General features: G+C 66.0%; 18 protein-coding genes and 1 tRNA gene. 11 read left to right on the top strand and 8 right to left on the bottom strand.

The annotated features are described in order from the left end of the window. Positions 1-2: 2 nt before the first annotated feature. From ACJ7IV_RS08190 to gloB, 4 genes are all read right to left on the bottom strand, one after another. Positions 3-1,076, bottom strand: a complete 1,074-nt coding sequence (locus ACJ7IV_RS08190; protein WP_483863960.1) for a microcin C ABC transporter permease YejB — start codon at positions 1,074-1,076, stop codon at positions 3-5. Between the two features lie 45 nt (positions 1,077-1,121). Further along, positions 1,122-3,002 carry an extracellular solute-binding protein gene (locus tag ACJ7IV_RS08185; RefSeq protein ID WP_483863959.1) on the bottom strand — a complete coding sequence of 627 codons (1,881 nt, stop codon included), beginning with the start codon at positions 3,000-3,002 and terminating at the stop codon, positions 1,122-1,124. A gap of 142 nt (positions 3,003-3,144) precedes the next feature. Continuing rightward, positions 3,145-4,338 (bottom strand): transglycosylase SLT domain-containing protein, encoded by a 1,194-nt coding sequence (locus tag ACJ7IV_RS08180; RefSeq protein ID WP_483863958.1) that lies wholly within the window; start codon positions 4,336-4,338, stop codon positions 3,145-3,147. 73 nt (positions 4,339-4,411) lie between these two features. Then, entirely contained in the window at positions 4,412-5,179 is a 768-nt protein-coding gene (gene gloB, locus ACJ7IV_RS08175) for a hydroxyacylglutathione hydrolase (protein WP_483863957.1), read from the bottom strand. A gap of 67 nt (positions 5,180-5,246) precedes the next feature. Between gloB and ACJ7IV_RS08170 the strand changes: the two genes are divergently transcribed. Genes ACJ7IV_RS08170 through nudC form a run of 4 tightly spaced genes read left to right on the top strand, consistent with a single transcriptional unit; the run spans position 5,247 to position 8,013 of the window. Then, on the top strand, positions 5,247-6,032 hold the full coding sequence (locus ACJ7IV_RS08170; protein WP_483863956.1) for a methyltransferase domain-containing protein: 786 nt from the start codon (positions 5,247-5,249) through the stop codon (positions 6,030-6,032). Continuing rightward, positions 6,025-6,492, top strand: a complete 468-nt coding sequence (gene rnhA / locus ACJ7IV_RS08165; RefSeq protein WP_483863955.1) for a ribonuclease HI — start codon at positions 6,025-6,027, stop codon at positions 6,490-6,492. Before ACJ7IV_RS08170 ends, rnhA begins: the two co-directional genes overlap by 8 nt. Before the next feature lie 10 nt (positions 6,493-6,502). Then, positions 6,503-7,243, top strand: a complete 741-nt coding sequence (dnaQ, locus tag ACJ7IV_RS08160; protein WP_483863954.1) for a DNA polymerase III subunit epsilon — start codon at positions 6,503-6,505, stop codon at positions 7,241-7,243. Next, entirely contained in the window at positions 7,243-8,013 is a 771-nt protein-coding gene (gene nudC / locus ACJ7IV_RS08155; protein ID WP_483863953.1) for an NAD(+) diphosphatase, read from the top strand. Before dnaQ ends, nudC begins: the two co-directional genes overlap by 1 nt. 51 nt (positions 8,014-8,064) lie before the next feature. On the opposite strand, the gene ACJ7IV_RS08150 is transcribed toward nudC, so the two are convergent. After that, the gene (locus ACJ7IV_RS08150; protein WP_213311458.1) at positions 8,065-8,376 is read right to left on the bottom strand and encodes an SCP2 sterol-binding domain-containing protein; all 312 of its coding nucleotides are present in this window, start codon (positions 8,374-8,376) and stop codon (positions 8,065-8,067) included. A 119-nt stretch (positions 8,377-8,495) separates the two neighbouring features. On the opposite strand from ACJ7IV_RS08150, the gene sohB reads away from it, so the two are divergent. Continuing rightward, complete coding sequence (gene sohB, locus ACJ7IV_RS08145; RefSeq protein WP_483863952.1) at positions 8,496-9,545, top strand: protease SohB; 1,050 nt, start codon at positions 8,496-8,498, stop codon at positions 9,543-9,545. 31 nt (positions 9,546-9,576) lie between these two features. On the opposite strand, the gene ACJ7IV_RS08140 is transcribed toward sohB, so the two are convergent. After that, entirely contained in the window at positions 9,577-9,903 is a 327-nt protein-coding gene (locus ACJ7IV_RS08140) for a metalloregulator ArsR/SmtB family transcription factor (RefSeq protein WP_213311459.1), read from the bottom strand. Between the two features lie 274 nt (positions 9,904-10,177). On the opposite strand from ACJ7IV_RS08140, the gene ACJ7IV_RS08135 reads away from it, so the two are divergent. The 3 genes from ACJ7IV_RS08135 to ACJ7IV_RS08125 all read left to right on the top strand — a co-directional run bounded on the left by ACJ7IV_RS08135 (position 10,178) and on the right by ACJ7IV_RS08125 (position 13,770). After that, positions 10,178-12,088, top strand: a complete 1,911-nt coding sequence (locus ACJ7IV_RS08135) for a propionyl-CoA synthetase (protein ID WP_483863951.1) — start codon at positions 10,178-10,180, stop codon at positions 12,086-12,088. A 175-nt stretch (positions 12,089-12,263) separates the two neighbouring features. Beyond that, a complete protein-coding gene (locus tag ACJ7IV_RS08130; RefSeq protein ID WP_483863950.1) occupies positions 12,264-12,947 on the top strand; it encodes a 7-cyano-7-deazaguanine/7-aminomethyl-7-deazaguanine transporter in 684 nt (227 codons plus the stop codon). A 34-nt stretch (positions 12,948-12,981) separates the two neighbouring features. Beyond that, a complete protein-coding gene (locus ACJ7IV_RS08125) occupies positions 12,982-13,770 on the top strand; it encodes an alpha/beta fold hydrolase (protein ID WP_483863949.1) in 789 nt (262 codons plus the stop codon). Between the two features lie 3 nt (positions 13,771-13,773). Here the strand turns inward: ACJ7IV_RS08125 and ACJ7IV_RS08120 are convergent, their stop codons facing one another. Continuing rightward, positions 13,774-14,970, bottom strand: a complete 1,197-nt coding sequence (locus tag ACJ7IV_RS08120; protein ID WP_483863948.1) for an ABC transporter substrate-binding protein — start codon at positions 14,968-14,970, stop codon at positions 13,774-13,776. Positions 14,971-15,114: 144 nt separating this feature from the next. Here ACJ7IV_RS08120 and ACJ7IV_RS08115 point away from each other — a divergent pair, with 144 nt between their 5' ends. Together ACJ7IV_RS08115 and ACJ7IV_RS08110 are read left to right on the top strand one after the other, a co-directional pair. After that, positions 15,115-16,821 (top strand): potassium/proton antiporter, encoded by a 1,707-nt coding sequence (locus tag ACJ7IV_RS08115; RefSeq protein WP_213311463.1) that lies wholly within the window; start codon positions 15,115-15,117, stop codon positions 16,819-16,821. A gap of 74 nt (positions 16,822-16,895) precedes the next feature. Continuing rightward, positions 16,896-16,985: transfer RNA gene (locus tag ACJ7IV_RS08110), tRNA-Ser, on the top strand. 70 nt (positions 16,986-17,055) lie between these two features. Here the strand turns inward: ACJ7IV_RS08110 and ACJ7IV_RS08105 are convergent. After that, a complete protein-coding gene (locus tag ACJ7IV_RS08105; RefSeq protein ID WP_483863947.1) occupies positions 17,056-17,277 on the bottom strand; it encodes a hypothetical protein in 222 nt (73 codons plus the stop codon). Between the two features lie 180 nt (positions 17,278-17,457). On the opposite strand from ACJ7IV_RS08105, the gene ACJ7IV_RS08100 reads away from it, so the two are divergent. Next, positions 17,458-17,919, top strand: a complete 462-nt coding sequence (locus ACJ7IV_RS08100; RefSeq protein ID WP_483863946.1) for an NUDIX hydrolase — start codon at positions 17,458-17,460, stop codon at positions 17,917-17,919. The last annotated feature ends 90 nt before the right edge of the window (positions 17,920-18,009 follow it).

The raw sequence follows: 18,009 nt of genomic DNA, 5'->3' as shown, positions 1-18,009 counted from the left end.
GCTCAGGATCCCCGTGTCTCGAAGTCGATGCGTGGATCGACCCACACATAGGTGAGGTCGGAGACCAGCTTGAGCAGCAGGCCGATCAACGTATACAGGTAGAGGGTGCCGAAGATCACCGGGTAGTCACGCTGCATCACTGCCTCGAAGCCGAGCAGGCCGAGCCCCTCAAGCGAGAAGATCACCTCGATCAGCAGTGACCCGGTGAAGAAGATCGACACCAGCGCGCCGGGCAGGCCGGCGATGATGATCAGCATGGCGTTGCGAAAGACATGCCCGTAGAGCACGCGCTGGTCGCTGGCGCCCTTGGCCCTTGCGGTGAGCACGTACTGCTTGTGGATCTCGTCCAGGAAGCTGTTCTTGGTCAGCATGGTCAGGGTGGCGAAGCTGCCGATGGTCATGGCGATCACCGGCAGGGTGATGTGCCAGACGTAGTCCTTTACCTTGCCCCAGGCCGAGAGATCGTCGAAGTTCGGCGAGGTGAGCCCGCGCAGAGGGAAGAGGTCCCAGTAGCTGCCGCCGGCGAACAGCACGATCAGCAGGATAGCGAACAGGAAGCCGGGAATGGCGTAGCCGACGATCACCAGCCCCGAGGTCCAGACGTCGAAGCGTGAGCCATGGCGCAGAGCCTTGCGGATGCCCAGCGGGATGGAGATCAGGTAGACCAGCAGGGTGGTCCATAGCCCCAGCGAGACCGACACCGGCAGGCGTTCGATCATCAGCTCGATCACCGGTCGGTCGCGGAAGAAGCTCACCCCGAAGTCGAAGGTGGCATAGTCGGCCAGCATGCCCAGGAAGCGCTCGTGGGCCGGCTGGTCGAATCCGAACTGGACCTCGAGCTGCTCGATGAAGCGCGGGTCGATGCCCCTGGCGCCACGGGACTCGTCCTGAACCACCACCTCGCCGCCGCCGGTATCGAGGCGCGTGCTGGACATGCTGTCGACACCTTCGAAGCGGGCCAGCATCTGGTCTATGGGCCCGCCGGGGGCGGCCTGCACGATGATGAAGTTGAGCAGCATGATGCCCAGCAGGGTGGGGATCATCAGCAGCAGGCGACGCAGGACATAGCGGCTCACGTTCGCGCTCCTCCCCGGTTGCGGTTGTCACGGGTCGACATGCCCCTAGCCTCCCTGCTGTCGGCGTTCGATGGTCGCCGCGCGTTCGGGGTCCACCCACCAGGCCTCGAGGTCCATGCCGTATTCGGGGGATGGTTCCGGCCAGCCGAACTTGTCCCATACCGCGAGCCGCGTCTCGCCGGAGTGATAGTGTGGGATGACGATGAAGCGATGGCGCAGCACGCGGTCCAGGGCGCGGGCCAGGGTGTTGAGCGTCTCGCGGCTGTCGGCGCGGATCAGTTGCTCGACCAGGTCGTCTACCACCGGGTCGGCCAGGCCCATCAGGTTGCGGCTCTGGGGGACCTCGGCATATTCGCTGGTCCAGAACTCGCGCTGTTCGTTGCCGGGGTTGTTGGATTGCGGGAACTGGCCGACCACCAGGTCGAAGTCGAAGCTTCGCAGCCGGTTCAGGTACTGGTTGATGTCGACGATGCGGATGGTGCCGCGGATGCCCAGGCGCGCCATGTTGCGCACCATCGGCTGGACCACCCGCTCCATGCCGGTATCGTAGAGCAGCACCTCGAGCTCCAGCGGCCGCCCTGTCTCGGCGTTGACAAGGCCGCCGTCGCGCACTTCAAAGCCCGCGTCGCGCAGCAGTTCCAGGGCCAGGCGCAGCCGCTCGCGCAACGTCTCGGGATGATCCATGGGCAGCGGTTCGCTGAACACGTCGTCGGGCAGCTGGTCGCGCCAGGGCTCGAGCACCTCGAGCTCGGCGGTGCTGGGCAGCCCCTCGGCGGCCATCTCGGAGTTCTGGAAGAAGCTCTCGGTACGCCGGTAGGCGTCGTAGAAGATGTTGGCGTTGAGCCACGGGAAGTCGAAGGTCAGCGCCAGGGCCTCGCGGACCCTCGGGTCCTGGAACGTCTCCTGGCGCAGATTGAAGACGAAGGCCTGCATCCTCGCGGGTTGGCCGTCGGGCACGCTGAGCTTCCTGACCAGGCCCTCCTCGAAGGCCGGGAAGTCGTAGCCGATGGCCCAGGTGGCGGCGCGCGCATCGACGCGGTAGTCGAGGATGCCCGCCTTGAACGCCTCCCAGGCGATATCGCGGTCGCGGTAGTAGTCGTAGATCAGTCGGTCGATATTGTGGCGTCCGCGCTTTACCGCCAGCTCGCGCCCCCAGTACTCCTCCACCCGTGCATAGACGATGCGCCGGCCCGGGTCGACCTCGGCGATGCGGTAGGGACCGGAGCCGGGGTGGGCATCGAGGGTCGGGGAGGTGAAGTCGCGCCCTTCCCAGTAGTGCTTCGGCAGCACCGGCAACTGACCGACGATCAGCGGCAGCTCCCGGGAGTGGCTGGAGGCGAAATCGAAACGCACCGTGTCCGCGTCCAGGGCGGTGACACTCTCCACATCGGCGTAGTAGGCGCCGTAGAAGGGGTTACCCTGCTCGGTCAGCAGGCTGAAGCTGAAGACCACGTCCTCGGCGGTGACCGGCTCGCCGTCATGGAAACGCGCCTCGGGCCGCAGGTCGAACTCGATCCACTCGCGTTCGGGGTCCAGCCGGATGCCCTCGGCCAGCAGGCCGTAGAGCGTGAAGGGCTCGTCGGGATTGCCCTCGAGCAGGGTGTCGTAGATGCGCGAGACCCCGGCGGCGGGTGTGCCGCGTATGATGAAGGGGTTGGTGGAGTCGAAGCTGCCCCCCACTGCCGCCTGAGTCAAGGTGCCGCCCTTGGGTGCCTCGGGGTTGACGTAGGGGAAGTGCTCGAAGCCGGCGGGAAGCTCGGGTTCGCCATACAGCGCTAGGCCGTGCACGGTGGGCACGTCGTCGGCATCCGACGAGGCCTGGACGGCACTCAGCGGGACCACAAGGGCGAGCAGGGCAAATAACGAGGCGGCAGCGGGCCGAACGAAAGGCGAGGCGGCAGCGGGCCGGCATGAAGGTATTGGCATTCTGACATCCCGTGTCGACAGGGACGCCGGCCGGTGCCGGCGTCTTACCCACTAGGCATGGCCACTTAAGGTGTCAGCCCCGGGCACGAAAGACAATACCCGCCTGCTGCGCGGCGGGGCCACCCATGGCCCCGCAGGGTCCTCAACGCGAGGCGAGGCTACGTGTCGGCAGCTCGAGCGCCTGTCCGGGTTGGATCATGTTGCCGTTTATGCCGTTGGCCTGGCGCAGCTCGGCGACGCTGATGCCCTGGCGGGCGGCGATGTCGGCCAGGGTATCGCCGCGGCGAACCACGTAGCGGTCGTCGCCGGGCGCGGCGCTTGCCACGGCCGAAGCGGGCGATGCCAGGCGGGCCATCATTGCGTCGGCTCGCTCGCTGGGCACCAGTAGTACCCGATCCTTGCCGGGATGGATGGCGCCACCGGTGACTCCCGGGTTGAGCTCGGCGATGGTGACCTGGGAGACGCCGGCGAGGCGGGCCGCCTCATCCAGGCGTAGAGGCCGTTGCACGGGGATCTTGGCGAAGGCCGGGGCGTCCTCGATCTCGGGGAGGGCGACCTGGTAGTCGTCAGGATCATTGATGATGGCAGCGATGGCCTTGAGCTTGGGCACGTAGTTCATGGTCTCCCGTGGCAGCGAGAGGCTCCAGTAGTCGCCACCCTTGCCCTGGGCCATGGCCCGGCGACGGGCCTTGTTGACGGTGCCGGCACCGGCATTGTAGGCCGCCAGGGAGAGTTCGATGTCTCCCTCGTACCACTGGTCCGCCTGATACTCGATATAGTCCAGGGCCGCATAGGTGGAAGCCACCACGTCGAGGCGTCCGTCGTAGCCGCGCTGCCGGGAGAGGCCCAGGGAGTCACCGGTGCGTGGCATGAACTGCCACAGCCCGGCGGCCCCGCGGTGGGAGCGTGCGGCCGGGTCGAAGGAGCTTTCGATGAAGGGGATCAGGGCGATCTCGCCGGGCAGGCCGCGCTCCTCGACCTTCTGGGTGATCCAGGCCAGCCAGGGGCGCGCGCGCTCGGTGATCTCGGCGATGTTGTGCGGAGACTGCCGGTAGTGGTCGATCCAGGCCTGCACGCGCGGATCGTGCAGGTCGTCCTGCCACTGGAAGCTGTCGCGCAACCGGCTCCAGGCGTCACGGGTCTCCAGCGCCAGGGCATCCCAGAAGTGCTGGGTCATGTCGCCGGGGGCGGGCTGAATCGCGCCGTGCTGTGCGGTGCCGGCGGAGCGCTCGAGTGTGGCGGCCTGGCTGTGGGCGCCGGCGGTCATCAGGGCGCCCAGCAGGGCGGCGCTGCTGGCGAAGGCGAATAGCCTGCGGCGGGTGGTGTGGTAGGTCATCCGGAAGTGTTCCTCCAAGGCGCGTCGAGGCCGTCCGAACGATTCGGAGCCATGGGACGTCCAGGGATCGAGTTCAGAAGTTGTCCTTCCAGGCGCGCAGGGTGGCGAAGGTCGCCTCGTCGCTGTCGACGTCGCCATGGGACGAGGCGGCCTGGCGCACGCCGGCATCTGCCACGCGCAGGAAGGGATTGATGCGTTTCTCGCGGGCCATGGTGGTGGGCAGGGTGGGGCGCTCAAGCTCCCGTGCCCGCTGGCACTCTTCCATGGCCTGTGCCACGTCCGGATTGTGGGGGTCGGCGGCCAGCGCAAAGCGCAGGTTGGCCTGGGTATATTCGTGGGCGGCAAACACCAGGGTGTCGTCCGGCAGGGCGGTCAGCTTTTCCAGCGAGGCGTGCATCTGCTGCGGGGTGCCCTCGAAGAGACGGCCGCAGCCGGCACTGAACAGGGCGTCGCCGCCGAACAGCAGCGGCGGGATGCCGGCGGTGAAGAAGGCGATATGATCCAGGGTGTGCCCGGGTACCGCGATCACCTCGAACAGCCGCCCCATGACGCGAACCTCATCGCCCTCGGCCACCGGGGTGTCGATCCCGGTGATGGCCGGGTTGTCGGGCCCGATCACCCGCGGTGAGTAGCGCTCGATGAGTTCGCCAAGGCCGCCGGTATGATCCTGGTGATGATGGGTGATCAGAACGGTCGAAAGCGTGAGCCCCTCGCGTTCGAGCAGGTCGATGACCGGGGTGGCATCTCCGGGATCCACCACGCACACATCGGGGGTCGTGTCCTGGCGCAGAAGCCAGATATAGTTATCGCTAAACGCGGGAATCGGTGTCACGCTCAACATGGCCTAGTGTCCTGAGTGGGCATGAACGGTTCGCAAAATCCGCCCAATATGAAGAGTAGGGAGGGTCATGTCAACCGAGACCAGCGCCCAGCGCCTCGCTGCGCTGTTCCGCGAGGGCCAGCAGTTCTGGGCCACGCCGGCGGGTGAGGCCGTGCGTCGTGCCGAACGAGCCTGCCTGGGACCGGCCTGTGAGCGGCTCTTCGGCGTGCATAGCCTCGAGCTTGGGTTCGCTGGCCTGCTGGCCGACATGTGCCCGGTTCGCCATGCGCTGCGCTGGGCCCCCACCCGCGAGCTGGCGCAGGGGCCCTCGACCCTGGTCTGCTCCCCCGATGCGCTGCCTCTCCCCGATGAAAGCCTCAGCCTGGTGGTGGTGCATCACCTGCTGGAGATTGCTCCGGATCCGCACCATATGCTGCAGGAGGCAGCGCGTGTGACCGCCGACGAGGGACGTCTCATCCTCTTCGGTTGGATGCCGATCTCCGCGGGAGGCATGGGGCGACTGTTGCCGGCGCGGCGACGGGTGATGCCCTGGCGGGGCCAGTGGCGTGCGCCGGGCCGCCTGCGCGACTGGCTGGCGTTTGTCGACTTCGAGATCGAGCGGGTAGACTACTGCGCTTTCCACCTGCCCGGCCGGTCACCCCGCAATGCCCTGTTCGAGACGCTGGGCCGGCGCCACAACCTGCCGCTGGGCGATAGCTACATGATCCAGGCGTGCCGTCGTCCCCAACTCGTTCAGCCCCATGGCAGCCGCCTGCGCTTTGCCGCTCCCGTGGGCGGTTCGGCGTTTGGCGCCGCCCGGCTCAAGCCCGATCCTGGTGCGGCCCAAGAGAGAAGGAAGAGAGAGGTTGAGTGAGTCAGACGCCGGCGAACTCCCGTCGGTCACCATCTATACCGACGGTGCCTGCCGCGGCAATCCCGGTCCCGGCGGCTGGGGTGCACTCTTGATCAGTGGGCCCCACGAGAAGCCGTTGAACGGTTACGAGGCGCGCACCACCAATAACCGCATGGAGCTGATGGCGGCGATAATGGCGCTGCGCGAGCTGAAGCGGCCGTGTCGCGTGGCGCTGTGGACCGACTCTGAGTACCTGCGCCGTGGCATCACCGAGTGGGTCCACAACTGGCTCAAGCGGGGCTGGAAGACCGCGGGTCGCCAACCGGTCAAGAATGCCGAGCTGTGGAAGGAGCTACTCGAGGAGACCCATCGCCACCGGATCGAGTGGCACTGGGTCAAGGGGCACAGCGGCCATCCGGGCAACGAGCGCGCCGACGCACTGGCCAACGAGGCCATCGACAGTCACCGACAGCAGGCGTGAGAGAGTAACGATGCGGCAAATAGTGCTTGATACAGAAACCACGGGGATCGATCCCCGGGAGGGCCACCGGCTGATCGAGATCGGCGCGGTGGAGATGGTCAACCGCCGGCTCACCGGGCGTACCTATCATCAGTTCATCAATCCCGAGCGGGAGATCGAGGCAGAGGCGATCTCGGTGCACGGTATCACCAACGAGCGGGTCGCCGATGAGCCGCTCTTTGCCGAGATCGTCGATGAGTTCTGGGCCTTCATCGAAGGTGCCGAGCTGGTGATCCACAACGCGCCCTTCGACGTGGGCTTCATCGACCATGAGCTGTCGATGCTCAACGGCACACGGGGCGAGTCGCGCCTGGGGCCGGTGGCCGAGCACTGCGGCATCCTCGATACCCTGCAGATGGCGCGGGACAAGCATCCCGGCCAGCGCAACAGCCTGGATGCGCTGTGCAAGCGCTACGAGATCGACAATGGCCACCGTGTCCTCCACGGCGCCCTGCTCGATGCCGAGATCCTGGCCGAGGTCTACCTGGCGATGACCGGCGGCCAGACCGCGCTGCTGCTCGACTCCTCCATGGGCGCGGAGGGCGGCAGCCGCATGGGGATCCAGCGGCGTCCGGTATCGCTTCCGGCGGGGCAGCTGAGGGTATCGGCTCCCAGTGATGAAGAGCTCGCCGCCCATCGCCAGAAACTGGCGCGAATCCGCGAGGCGGCGGGCGAGTGCCTGTGGGACAGCATCGAGGGGATCGTGCACTGATGCTGCGTCGTGAATTGCCCCTGGAGGCCCGGGAGGGCCATGTCATTCGGCTGGCCGAGGGGCGCATCGCCCCGGCCCCCGACGGTGGTGTGCTGCAGCCGGTGATGCCCTGGACAGCGCAGATGCAGCCACTGGGCTACTGGCAGGATGTGCCGCTGGCGCTCTCCCTCGAGGCACAGGCCGGCAGCGACTGGCCGACGGCCCGCGACTGGCTGGCGCGCTTGCCCGAGTCTCGCTTCCCGCTGGTGTCGACGGCCCTCCAGGTGGGCGCCTGGCTGCGCAACCATCGGTTCTGCGGTCGTTGCGGGGCGCCGGCCGAGCGACTCGACGCCGAATTCGCGATGCACTGTCATGCCTGCGGGCACCGCAACTATCCCCGGATCTCGCCCTGCATCATCACCCTGGTGACCCATGGCGAGGCCCTGCTGCTGGCGCGCAGTCCGCGTTTTCCGCCGGGGCGCTACTCGACCCTGGCCGGCTTCATCGAGCCGGGAGAGTCGGCTGAGGAGGCCGTGCGCCGCGAGATCTTCGAGGAGGTGGGGCTCAGCGTCGGGCGGATTCGCTACTTCCGCAGCCAGGCCTGGCCCTTTCCCCACTCGCTGATGCTGGGCTTCTTCGCCGAGGCGGCCAGCCGCAGGATCCGTATCGACGGCGTGGAGATCGCCGATGCCGCCTGGTTCTCGCCCCGCAAGCTGCCGCAGCTGCCGCCGCTCTACTCGATCTCCCGGGCACTCATCGAGACCCATCTGGCCGAGGTGGCGGCACGCTAGGGGGCGTCGCGGCGGGCCGTCAGCGCGCCCTCTCGCGATCCCTGCGGGATGTCAGTCGGCGGGGAACAGGCTGGTCAGCTTGGTGGCCAGCATTACGTTACCGGTGGCCTTCAACTTGCCGGTCATGAAGGCGGTCATGCCGTTGACCTCGCCGGTCATCAGCCCCTTGAGCGTGGCGGTGCTCATGGAGAGGCTGACGGACGGGTCATCATGCTCTCCCTCCTCGACACTCAGCTCACCGTTCTGGATGACCAGGTAGTGGCTGTCGGCATCGTCGAAGTGGAACTGGAAGACGTCATCCATGCCGCTGGCGGCCTGGGGGTCGAATCGGGAGATCAGCGTGTCGAGGGTGGACTGGCTCATTGGTGGCTCCTGGTGGGGCGGGTTGACGCCGCGAGCGTATTTCAAACAATCGTTTTATTCAAGCGGGCCGTGAGGCCGCTCACTCATGCAAGCGGCCAGAGGCCGCAGAGGAGGCGACGATGGGAGACTGGCTGGCGGATTTCGGACTGTTCCTGGCCCAGCTGACGAGTCTGGTGGTTATCGTTGGACTCGCTGTCACGGTGGTGGCCAGGCTACGCAGCGAGGCGGGCAGTGACTCGCGCCTCAAGCTCGAGGAGCTCAACCGGGGGCGTGATGACAGGAAGCGGCGACTGCGCCTGGCGGCCAGCGAACCGGGTGCCCGCAAGCGCCTGATCAAGGCGTTTCGCCGCGAGGACAAGGGGCGCGCCAAGGCCGGCAAGTCGGAGAAGGGCGATCAGGAGAGGGGCCGCACGACGGTCTGGCTGCTCGACTTCCATGGCGATATCCGCGCCAGCGGCACCGGGCGCTTTGCCGAGGAAATCTCGGCGGTGATCTCGGCCGCCGAGTCGGGGGACGAGGTAGTGGTTCGCCTGGAGTCCGCCGGTGGCCTGGTGCACGCCTATGGCCTGGCCGCCGCGGAACTCGATCGCCTGCGCGAGGCGGGACTGACCACCACCGTCTGCGTCGACAAGGTGGCTGCGAGTGGCGGTTACCTGATGGCATGCGGGGCGGACAGTGTCCGCGCCGCCCCGCTGGCGGTGCTGGGGTCGATCGGCGTGGTAGCCCAGGTGCCAAACGTCCATCGCCTGCTCAAGCGTCACGATATCGATGTCGAAGTGCTTACCGCCGGGCGCTACAAGCGCACCCTGACAGTGCTCGGCGAGAATACCGAGGAGGGCCGCGAGAAGTTTCTCGACGACCTGGAGACGACCCACGAGCTGTTCAAGCGCCATGTGGCCAAGCGTCGCCCCGCACTGGATATCGAGGCGATCGCCACCGGCGAGATCTGGTACGGCAGCGAGGCGCTCGACAGGGGCCTGATCGATGCCCTGGGCACCAGCGAGGCCTACCTGGTGGAGCGCATGCAGGAGGCCCGGGTGATACGGGTCAGGCTGGAACCACAGCGTCGGCTTGCCGAACGCCTGGGGGTGGCGGTGTCGGCGGGCGTGGAGCGGGCGCTGCTGAGGGGCGCGGAGGTGCTCGACGCCAGTCGCTGGCATAAGCGCTAGGGCGGATATTGATGCCGGCGCCTCGGCTGAATCACTCCTCGGCCAGGCCTAGATTGACCAGGGTGGCGATGATCGCCCTGGCACTATCCCCCTGCAGCGAGTAGTAGATGGTCTGGGAACTGCGCCGTGTGGTGACCAGCTCCTCCCGGCGCAGGATCGCGAGATGTTGTGAGAGGGCCGACTGACTGAGGGTCAGTTGTGCATTGAGTTCGGTCACCGACATCTCGCCCCCGTCGAGCAGGCAGAGGATACGCAGTCGGTTGTCGTTGGCCATGGCCTTGAGCAGGGCCGTGGCGCGATCGATGGCGCCGCTGCCCCCTTCGATGAGTCTTTCTGCCTCGTGGCTGGGAGTGTGCATGGCGTGTCCCCGCGCTACGCGTGAGTGGAAAGGTCGAGTCGCACACGATGGCGCACCGTGACCGTATATTGGGGTTTACTCAAGCATAGCCTAGTCCCCGCCAAGCGTGCGCGTTGAATTGACCTCTTTCGCGAGTCGTTATTGCACCCGTTGTTGACAATAAAGCTTCAGGCCTTGCACCTTTCGTCGAAAATTAGCCTATCGTATGAGGGTGTTTCGGGGTTTGTGCTTTACAGTGTCAACAATCATCCGCACTGACCGTGACAGGAACGCCATGAGCACCTACGCCAACGAATTCCGCCGTTCGATCGAGCAACCCGAGACCTTCTGGGCCGAGCAGGCCCGACGCATTCCCTGGTTCAAGGAACCTCAGCGGATCCTCGACTATGACGAGGCCAATCATGCGCGCTGGTATGGTGACGGTGAGCTGAATATCGCCTATGCCGCCCTCGATCATCACGTCGAGCAGGGGCGCGGTGACCAGCCGGCCCTGCTGTGGGACTCCCCGGTGACCGACAGCAAGCGCACCCTGACCTATCGCGAGATGCGTGACCAGGTGGCAGCCTTCGCCGGCGCGCTCAGGGACCTGGGCGTCGAGAAGGGTGATCGGGTGGTGATCTACATGCCCATGGTGCCCGAGGCGCTGGTGGCCATGTATGCCTGTGCCAGGCTGGGTGCCGTGCACTCGGTGGTGTTCGGTGGCTTCGCTCCCCATGAGCTGGCCGTACGTATCGAGGATGCCGCACCCAAGGTCGTGGTGGCGGCCTCCTGCGGTGTCGAGGTCAACAAGGTACTGCCCTACAAGCCGATCATCGATGCGGCCATCGAGCAGAGCGAACACAAGCCAGACGCCTGCGTGATCTTCCAGCGCGAACAGCATATCGCCGACCTGGGGGAGCGCGACCACGACTGGGCGACCCTGGTGGAGCAGGCCACTCCCGCCGACTGCGTGGCGGTGAAGGGTACCGATCCGCTCTACGTGCTCTACACCTCAGGCACCACCGGCAAGCCCAAGGGCGTGGTCCGCGACACCGGCGGTTATGCGGTGGCGCTGGCCTACTCCATGGACGTGATCTACGACGTGGCCCCGGGCGAGGTGTTCTTCTCCGCCTCGGACGTGGGCTGGGTGGTCGGCCACTCCTATATCGTCTATGCACCGCTGCTGCGTGGGGCCACCAGCGTGGTCTACGAGGGCAAGCCGGTGAAGACACCGGATGCCGGCGCCTTCTGGCGGTTGATCGAGGAGTATCGAGTCAAGAGCTTCTTCACCGCGCCGACCGCCTTCCGCGCCATCAAGAAGGAGGACCCGGACGGCAAGCTGCTGGCCGAGTACGACATTTCCAGCCTCAAGGCGCTGTTCCTGGCCGGCGAGCGTCTCGACCCGCCCACCTTCCACTGGCTGGATGACCTGCTCGACGTGCCGGTGATCGACCACTGGTGGCAGACCGAGACTGGTTGGCCGATCGCCGCCAACCTGCACGGCCTGGAGCCGATGCCCACCAAGGCGGGCAGTGCCACCGTGCCGGTGCCGGGCTTCGACGTGCAGATCCTCGATCGTGAGGGCGAGCAGGTCGCGCCCATGGAGCAGGGTAGCGTGGTGATCAAGCAGCCCATGCCGCCGGGCTGCCTGACCGGCGTGTGGGGCGACCCCCAGCGCTTCCATGCGGCCTATATGGCAGCCTTCCCGGGCTACTACCTGACCGGGGACGGTGGTTATATCGACGAGGATGGCTACCTGTTCATCATGGGGCGCACCGATGATGTCATCAACGTTGCCGGCCATCGTCTCTCCACTGGCGAGATGGAGGAGGTCGTTGGCGCGCACCCCGCCGTTGCCGAGTGCACCGTGATCGGTATCCACGATGCGCTCAAGGGGCAGCTGCCGGTGGGCCTGGTGATTCCCAAGGACGGTTTCACCGGCCGCGAGGTGGAGCTCGAGGAGGAGCTGATCGCCCTGGTGCGCGAGAAGATCGGTCCGATCGCCTGTTTCAAGCAGGTGCTGGTGGTGGATCGCCTGCCCAAGACCCGCTCCGGCAAGATCCTGCGCAAGCTGCTGCGCAATATCGCCGACGGCAAGGAGTTCGCCATCCCCTCGACCATCGATGATCCGGCGAGCCTCGAGGAGATCCACGACGCCATGAAGTCGCGGGAGGTCGGTGCCGCGCACGATGCCCGTCAGGTCTGATCCGCGAGCCATCCAGCGACAACGCACGCCGCCCCCGGGGCGGCGTGCTGCGTTGGGAGGGAAGGGCGCGCATGGCCAGCGGGCAAGCCAACCCGTATAATGTGCCCGCGCCGGCAGATGCCGGCGCCTTCCTGCAAGAGGGTTCCCTCACCCCTCCACCAAAAAAGGACCCGAGATGTTCGTGCTTTCCGACTCCCAGTATCGCCGCTGCCTGGCGCTGCTCGTCACCTTCCATATCGCCGTGATTGCCGCCAGCAACTACCTGGTGCAGTTGCCCTTCACGCTGTTCGGCTACCATACCACCTGGGGCGCCTTCAGCTTTCCCTTCATCTTCCTGGCCACCGACCTGACCGTGCGCCTGTTCGGCAAGGGACCGGCTCGGGCCATCATCATGCGGGTGATGCTGCCGGCACTGGTGATCTCCTATGTCATCTCGGTGGTGTTTCCGCGGGGCAGCTTCGTCGGGGTGGAGGCCCTGGGGGAGTGGAACCTGTTCGTCGCCCGCATCGCCGTGGCCAGTTTCATGGCCTATGTGCTGGGTCAGCTGCTCGACGTGCACGTCTTCGACCGTCTGCGCCGCCTCCGGGCCTGGTGGGTGGCGCCGGCGATCTCCACGGTGGTGGGCAACCTGGCCGATACCTTCGCCTTCTTCTCGATCGCCTTCCACAACAGCCCCGACGCCTTCATGGCGGCCAACTGGCTGGAGATCGCCACGGTGGACTATGTCAGCAAGCTGATCATCAGCCTGCTGTTCTTCCTGCCCCTCTACGGGGTGCTGCTGGCCTGGCTGAGTCGCCGCCTGGTGGCCGTCACCGGTAGCGACGATGTGGCTCCCGAGGTGGCGCGCGCTCGCTACTGAATCCCAACCGACACCCCTGGACGAGGACAACCCCATGTCGATCGAGCTCAATTACCTGGATACCGGCGGCGATGGCACGCCGCTGGTGGTGATCCATGGCCTGTTCGGCAGCGCCGATAACTGGCGCTCGCATATCAAGGCGTGGGAGACGAGCCGCCGGGTGGTGGCGGTGGACCTGCGTAACCATGGCCGTTCTCCGCATGTCGCGGGCATGGGCTATGCGGAGATGGCCGGGGATGTGCTGGCGCTGCTCGACCGCCTGTCGATATCGCGAGCCCATCTGCTCGGCCACTCCATGGGCGGCAAGGTGGCGATCTCCCTGGCGCGCCTGGCGCCGGAGCGAGTCACATCGCTGATCGTCGGCGATATCGCGCCGGTGGCCTATGGCCATGACCACGATAGCGTGTTCGCCGGACTGCGTCGGGTGGTGGAGGGCCGCCCGGCCAATCGCCGCGAGGCCGATGCGTTGCTCGCCGAGCACGTGAGCGAAAAGGCCGTGCGACTGTTCCTGGCCACCAACCTGGTGCGTGGGGAGGGAGAAGGGCTTGCCCTGCGGCTGGGGCTGGACGAGATCCAGGATGACTACGAGTCGATCATGGGGGAGCCGGCCGGCAGCGAGCCCTTCGCCGGGCCGACCCTGGTGCTGCGGGGCAGCGCCTCACACTATATCGCCGATGAGCACCTGCCGGCGCTGCGAGCGGTATTGCCGGAGACGCGACTGGTGACCCTGGAGGCGGGTCACTGGCTGCATGCCGAGAAGCCCGACGCCTTCCGGGAGTCGATCGATGCCTTCCTGGCGGAGGTGGAGCCGACCGCCGACTGACCCTTACTCGGCGCCGGGGTCCACCGCCAACCGCTCCAGCGGGCTGATCGTTTCGATCAGCCCGTTTTCATGCAGGTAGGCCTCAACCTGGCGATAGCGCCTGCTGTCCAGTGCCGCCGGCTGGGCGCTCAGGCGCATCAGGGTGGCACTCCAGGCGTCACGGTTGGCGGCAGTATCGAGGGTCGGCTCCAGTTCGACCAGGGTTTCCCATGCCGCCTCGGGGTGCTCGATCATCCAGAGTGTCGTGTCGCGCAGGATATCGACGAGTTCGATGATGGGTTCCCGGAGGCGGGACAGGCGGTCGCGATTCGCCACGAGTATCAGCCCGTCGTGAAGCGGAATGCCGTGCTCCTCGACGTTGAGCAGGCGGGTCGATACGCCGCGATCGGCCAGCTGGCGTGGCAGTGTCAGGCGCAGAGGCGTTACCAGGCCATCCAGCGACTGCTCGGTCAGGGCGGTGGCCAGGGGGAAACCGGTCTCCACCAGGGTGACCTCGTCGCGGGCGATGCCGTGGGGGGCGATCAGGGCAGGCAGCAGGAGCTCACGGCCCTCCTCGGTTGCGTGTCCCAGGGTGAGTCCGGCGAGGTCCGCCGGTCCCTCGACGCCGGTGGATTCGCGGATCACCACGCCGGCCAGCGGGGTATCCGCCAGGGTCGCCACGCGAACAGCAGACTTGCCGCGCGCGACCTGCAGGTGCAGCTGCAGCTGATGGGTGAGTGCCAGGTCGACGAGGTTGGCATCCAGGAGGCGCAGCGGGGCGCCGGGGTCGGCCGGGGTCCTGAGTTCCAGCTCCAGTCCCTCGCGCTGGGGCAGGCCGTTGCCCGCCGCCAGGATCAGGGCGGCATGATGCAGGCTGGGATACCAGTCGAGCATGACCGTCAGGGACTCCAGCGGCGGAGGCGCCAACGGTTCGGGAGGCGCGTGGGTGACGCTGGGAACCGGCAGGTCGGGCTCATCGGCCGATCTCTCGTCGCTGACAGGTGGCACTTCGACCTCGATTACCTCAGGTGGCGCAGTTGCCTGCTCTGGTGTCGCATCGAGGTCGGGCACCATGACATCGCCATCCAGGGTCAGCGGTGCGGGAGGGGCTTCGAGGCTCTCCTCTGCCCAGGTCTGGGCGGGCATCAGCGCCAGGAGGACCGGCAGGCAGAGGGCGAGGCATGAGCGTCGCCAGGCAACAGGGACACGGGGGTTGGGCATTCACGGGCTCCGCGACGGGTAGGTGGCGCTTGGCCGAGGGCAAGTGTATCCGCGCAGCCTGCCGGGTGGCCAGTGGCCCGCCATCGGCATCGCGCGGTCACGGGGCGCATGCGATAATGACACTTCTGCCATCGAGAGGATGCCATGGACGTCATCAATACCCTGTTCTTCTTCACCGGGCTGCTGATCGCCTTGAGCGTGCTGGGCAGTCGACTCTCCAGCCTGATAGGGCTTCCCCTGCTGCTGATCTTCCTCGGCCTGGGGATGCTGGCGGGTGAGGACGGGTTGCTGGGTATCCGGTTCGACAATTACCCGCTGGCGTTCATCATCAGCCATCTGGCCCTTGCGATGATCCTTCTCGACGGCGGGCTTCGCACCCGTCTGAAGACCTTTCGCGTGGGTTTCAGGCCGGCCCTGACGCTGGCCACCCTGGGGGTATTCATCACCAGCGGGCTGGTCGGCCTCTTCGCCATGTGGGTCTTCGAGCTCACCCTGATCCAGGGACTGCTGGTAGGCGCCATCGTCGGCTCCACGGATGCCGCGGCGGTGTTCTCGATGCTCAGCGGCCGCGGACTGAACCTCAACGAGCGCGTCGGGGCGACACTCGAGATCGAGTCCGGGACCAACGATCCCATGGCGATCTTCCTGACCATGGTCCTGGCCGAGATACTGGTTGGCCAGATAGAGGGTCCCCTGGAGACCGGGCTGCTGCTTGTCGAGCAGTTCGGCCTGGGCCTGCTGATCGGGCTGGGGGCCGGCTGGTTGAGCGCGCGACTGTTGCGTTGGGTGGATTTGGCGCCCGGGCTCTACTCGCTGCTCGCCCTGTCACTGGGCTTCTGCATCTTCGGTCTGACCAGCTTCCTCGGCGGCAGCGGCTTCCTGGCGATCTACCTGGCCGGGCTGATGATCGGCAACCAGAAGGGCCGCCATCTCAATTTCATCCTGCCGGTGCACGACGGCCTGGCCTGGCTGAGCCAGATCGGACTGTTCCTGATGCTCGGCCTGCTGGTATCGCCCTCGGACCTGCTGCAGTATGCGCTGCCGGCGACGCTGGTTGGTCTGATGCTGATCTTCGTGGCCCGCCCGATAGCCGTGGTCATCTCGCTCAAGCCGTTCTTCAAGTTCCGCTGGCGCGAGATCGGCTTCATCTCCTGGGTGGGGCTGCGCGGTGCGGTGCCCATCGTGCTGGCCATCTTCCCCGTCATCAGCGGGGTGGAAGGGGCCTCGTTGTATTTCAATATAGCCTTCGCGGTCGTGCTGCTGTCGCTGCTGGTGCAGGGCGGGACACTGTCGCTGATGGCACGCTGGACCCGTGTGCTGATGCCCAGCACGGTGACCCCCAACCATCGCGGCCCCCTGGGGATCCTGCCCGAGAACGACTACGAGATGTTCGTCTATCGAGTCGATAACGAGGATATCGCCGATACCCCCATCCGGCTGCTGCGCTTCCCCTCCGGCGCCCTGATCTCGGCGCTGTTTCGTGAACATGCCATGCTGCACCCCAAGGGCAGTACCCGGCTGCAGCTGGGCGATGTGCTGTGCGTGATCGGCCGCAGCGAGGACCTGCCGGCGCTGAACCGGCTGTTCAATGGCGAGGCCAAGCTCAAGCAGGAGCGTGCCTTCTTCGGTACCTTCACCTTCGACGGTGACGCCAGGATGCAGGAGATTGCCGATGCCTACGGGCTGACCCTGAGTCCCGGCGAGCGGGACATGAGCCTGAGTGACTTCGTGTCGTTGCGCGTCGGTGGCCACCCGGTGGTGGGCGACGACGTCGACTGGCATGGCATTCACTGGGTGGTCAGCGAGATGGAGGGCAACCGCGTGACCCGGGTCGGCCTGCGGCTCTACTAATGGCAGCTAAGGTCTTGATCGCATTTGGCTCTTGACCGAGGCGCGAAAGCTGGTAATATTCTCCGCCGTAAGCCGGAGGGATGGCAGAGCGGTTGAATGCACCGGTCTTGAAAACCGGCGTGCCTTCGCGGGCACCCAGGGTTCGAATCCCTGTCCCTCCGCCATTATGTCTTACGAATCAAGCGCCTACGGGCGCTTTTTTCGTTGTGCGCCTACCAGGGATCCTTAAGGCTGTTATCGGTGCGGCTTGCGAGTGACCGTGCAGTGGCACACATCGCCGTCGATACTATCAATGCGAACAACGACTGGGCGGTCCTCGGCTGGGTCTTCGGTGAACAGGAGCCAGCTATTGGAATCCAGTCCCCGGATATACTCCCTGCCCACTTCAGGCTCCTTCACCTGGTCAGTGCCGATGTCTGTGGTCATGCCAACCTCAAGACGTCTGATGTCTTGCATGGTCTGCTCCTATATCACTGAAAACGGATTACCATCCTGCAGGATGGCCTGTTGCGTCCTTATGTGGATGTTCTGCCTTCGACATTGGGATGCTGGAGAAATTCATCAGAACCGGCTGATCCCTTGCGGGCGTCGCCGAGAACTCACAGAGTAGGGGCATCACTGTCGTCCGAGTCGATCATGCCGAATTCTGAAGCCTCTCATGTCCTGTCTAGACCCGTTACGGCTGTTTCCACTGCACTGCTGTGGAACGGCCGTATCCTGATGGTGCGCCGCGCCCATGCGCCCAATGCCGGGCGGCTGGCCCTGCCGGGCGGCAAGGTAGAGCCCGGGGAGACCCTGCAGGCCGCCGCCGAACGTGAACTGCTCGAGGAGACAGGGTTGCGAGCGCGTGCCGGCGAGGTCTTCACGGCAATCGATGTGTTCGACCATGAGATCGACGGCAACCTGCGAGCCCACTACGTGATCATCGTCCTGCGCATGGAGTGGCAGGGCGGCGTGGAGGGTGCCGCCAGCGATGCCACCGAGCTGGTCTGGCTGGATCAGGGCGAGCTCGAGGCCGCGGGCAACGACGTCTGCAGTACGGCTGCACGGGTCGCCAGGGCGCTTCTGAAGGATGCCGCACAGCAGAAACAGCGTTGAGTGCCGACGGCTCAGACTCTTGCGTGCGGAACTTCCAGACGGCATGCTAGTCCACTGGCAAGATCAATTGACGACAGGGAGCACAGGATC

Source organism: Halomonas sp. C10-5, assembly GCF_057169305.1.
Note: the sequence above shows the minus strand (reverse complement) of the source record. Positions and strands in the feature narration are given on the sequence as shown.

Excerpts from the sequence above, each read along its gene's own strand:
- ACJ7IV_RS08185 (WP_483863959.1), bottom strand. The coding sequence starts at position 3,002 with ATGCCAATACCTTCATGCCGGCCCGCTGCCGCCTCGCCTTTCGTTCGG.
- ACJ7IV_RS08180 (WP_483863958.1), bottom strand. The coding sequence starts at position 4,338 with ATGACCTACCACACCACCCGCCGCAGGCTATTCGCCTTCGCCAGCAGC.
- gloB (WP_483863957.1), bottom strand. The coding sequence starts at position 5,179 with ATGTTGAGCGTGACACCGATTCCCGCGTTTAGCGATAACTATATCTGG.
- ACJ7IV_RS08170 (WP_483863956.1), top strand. The coding sequence starts at position 5,247 with ATGTCAACCGAGACCAGCGCCCAGCGCCTCGCTGCGCTGTTCCGCGAG.
- dnaQ (WP_483863954.1), top strand. The coding sequence starts at position 6,503 with ATGCGGCAAATAGTGCTTGATACAGAAACCACGGGGATCGATCCCCGG.
- nudC (WP_483863953.1), top strand. The coding sequence starts at position 7,243 with ATGCTGCGTCGTGAATTGCCCCTGGAGGCCCGGGAGGGCCATGTCATT.
- ACJ7IV_RS08150 (WP_213311458.1), bottom strand. The coding sequence starts at position 8,376 with ATGAGCCAGTCCACCCTCGACACGCTGATCTCCCGATTCGACCCCCAG.
- sohB (WP_483863952.1), top strand. The coding sequence starts at position 8,496 with ATGGGAGACTGGCTGGCGGATTTCGGACTGTTCCTGGCCCAGCTGACG.
- ACJ7IV_RS08140 (WP_213311459.1), bottom strand. The coding sequence starts at position 9,903 with ATGCACACTCCCAGCCACGAGGCAGAAAGACTCATCGAAGGGGGCAGC.
- ACJ7IV_RS08135 (WP_483863951.1), top strand. The coding sequence starts at position 10,178 with ATGAGCACCTACGCCAACGAATTCCGCCGTTCGATCGAGCAACCCGAG.
- ACJ7IV_RS08130 (WP_483863950.1), top strand. The coding sequence starts at position 12,264 with ATGTTCGTGCTTTCCGACTCCCAGTATCGCCGCTGCCTGGCGCTGCTC.
- ACJ7IV_RS08125 (WP_483863949.1), top strand. The coding sequence starts at position 12,982 with ATGTCGATCGAGCTCAATTACCTGGATACCGGCGGCGATGGCACGCCG.
- ACJ7IV_RS08120 (WP_483863948.1), bottom strand. The coding sequence starts at position 14,970 with ATGCCCAACCCCCGTGTCCCTGTTGCCTGGCGACGCTCATGCCTCGCC.
- ACJ7IV_RS08115 (WP_213311463.1), top strand. The coding sequence starts at position 15,115 with ATGGACGTCATCAATACCCTGTTCTTCTTCACCGGGCTGCTGATCGCC.
- ACJ7IV_RS08105 (WP_483863947.1), bottom strand. The coding sequence starts at position 17,277 with ATGCAAGACATCAGACGTCTTGAGGTTGGCATGACCACAGACATCGGC.
- ACJ7IV_RS08100 (WP_483863946.1), top strand. The coding sequence starts at position 17,458 with ATGCCGAATTCTGAAGCCTCTCATGTCCTGTCTAGACCCGTTACGGCT.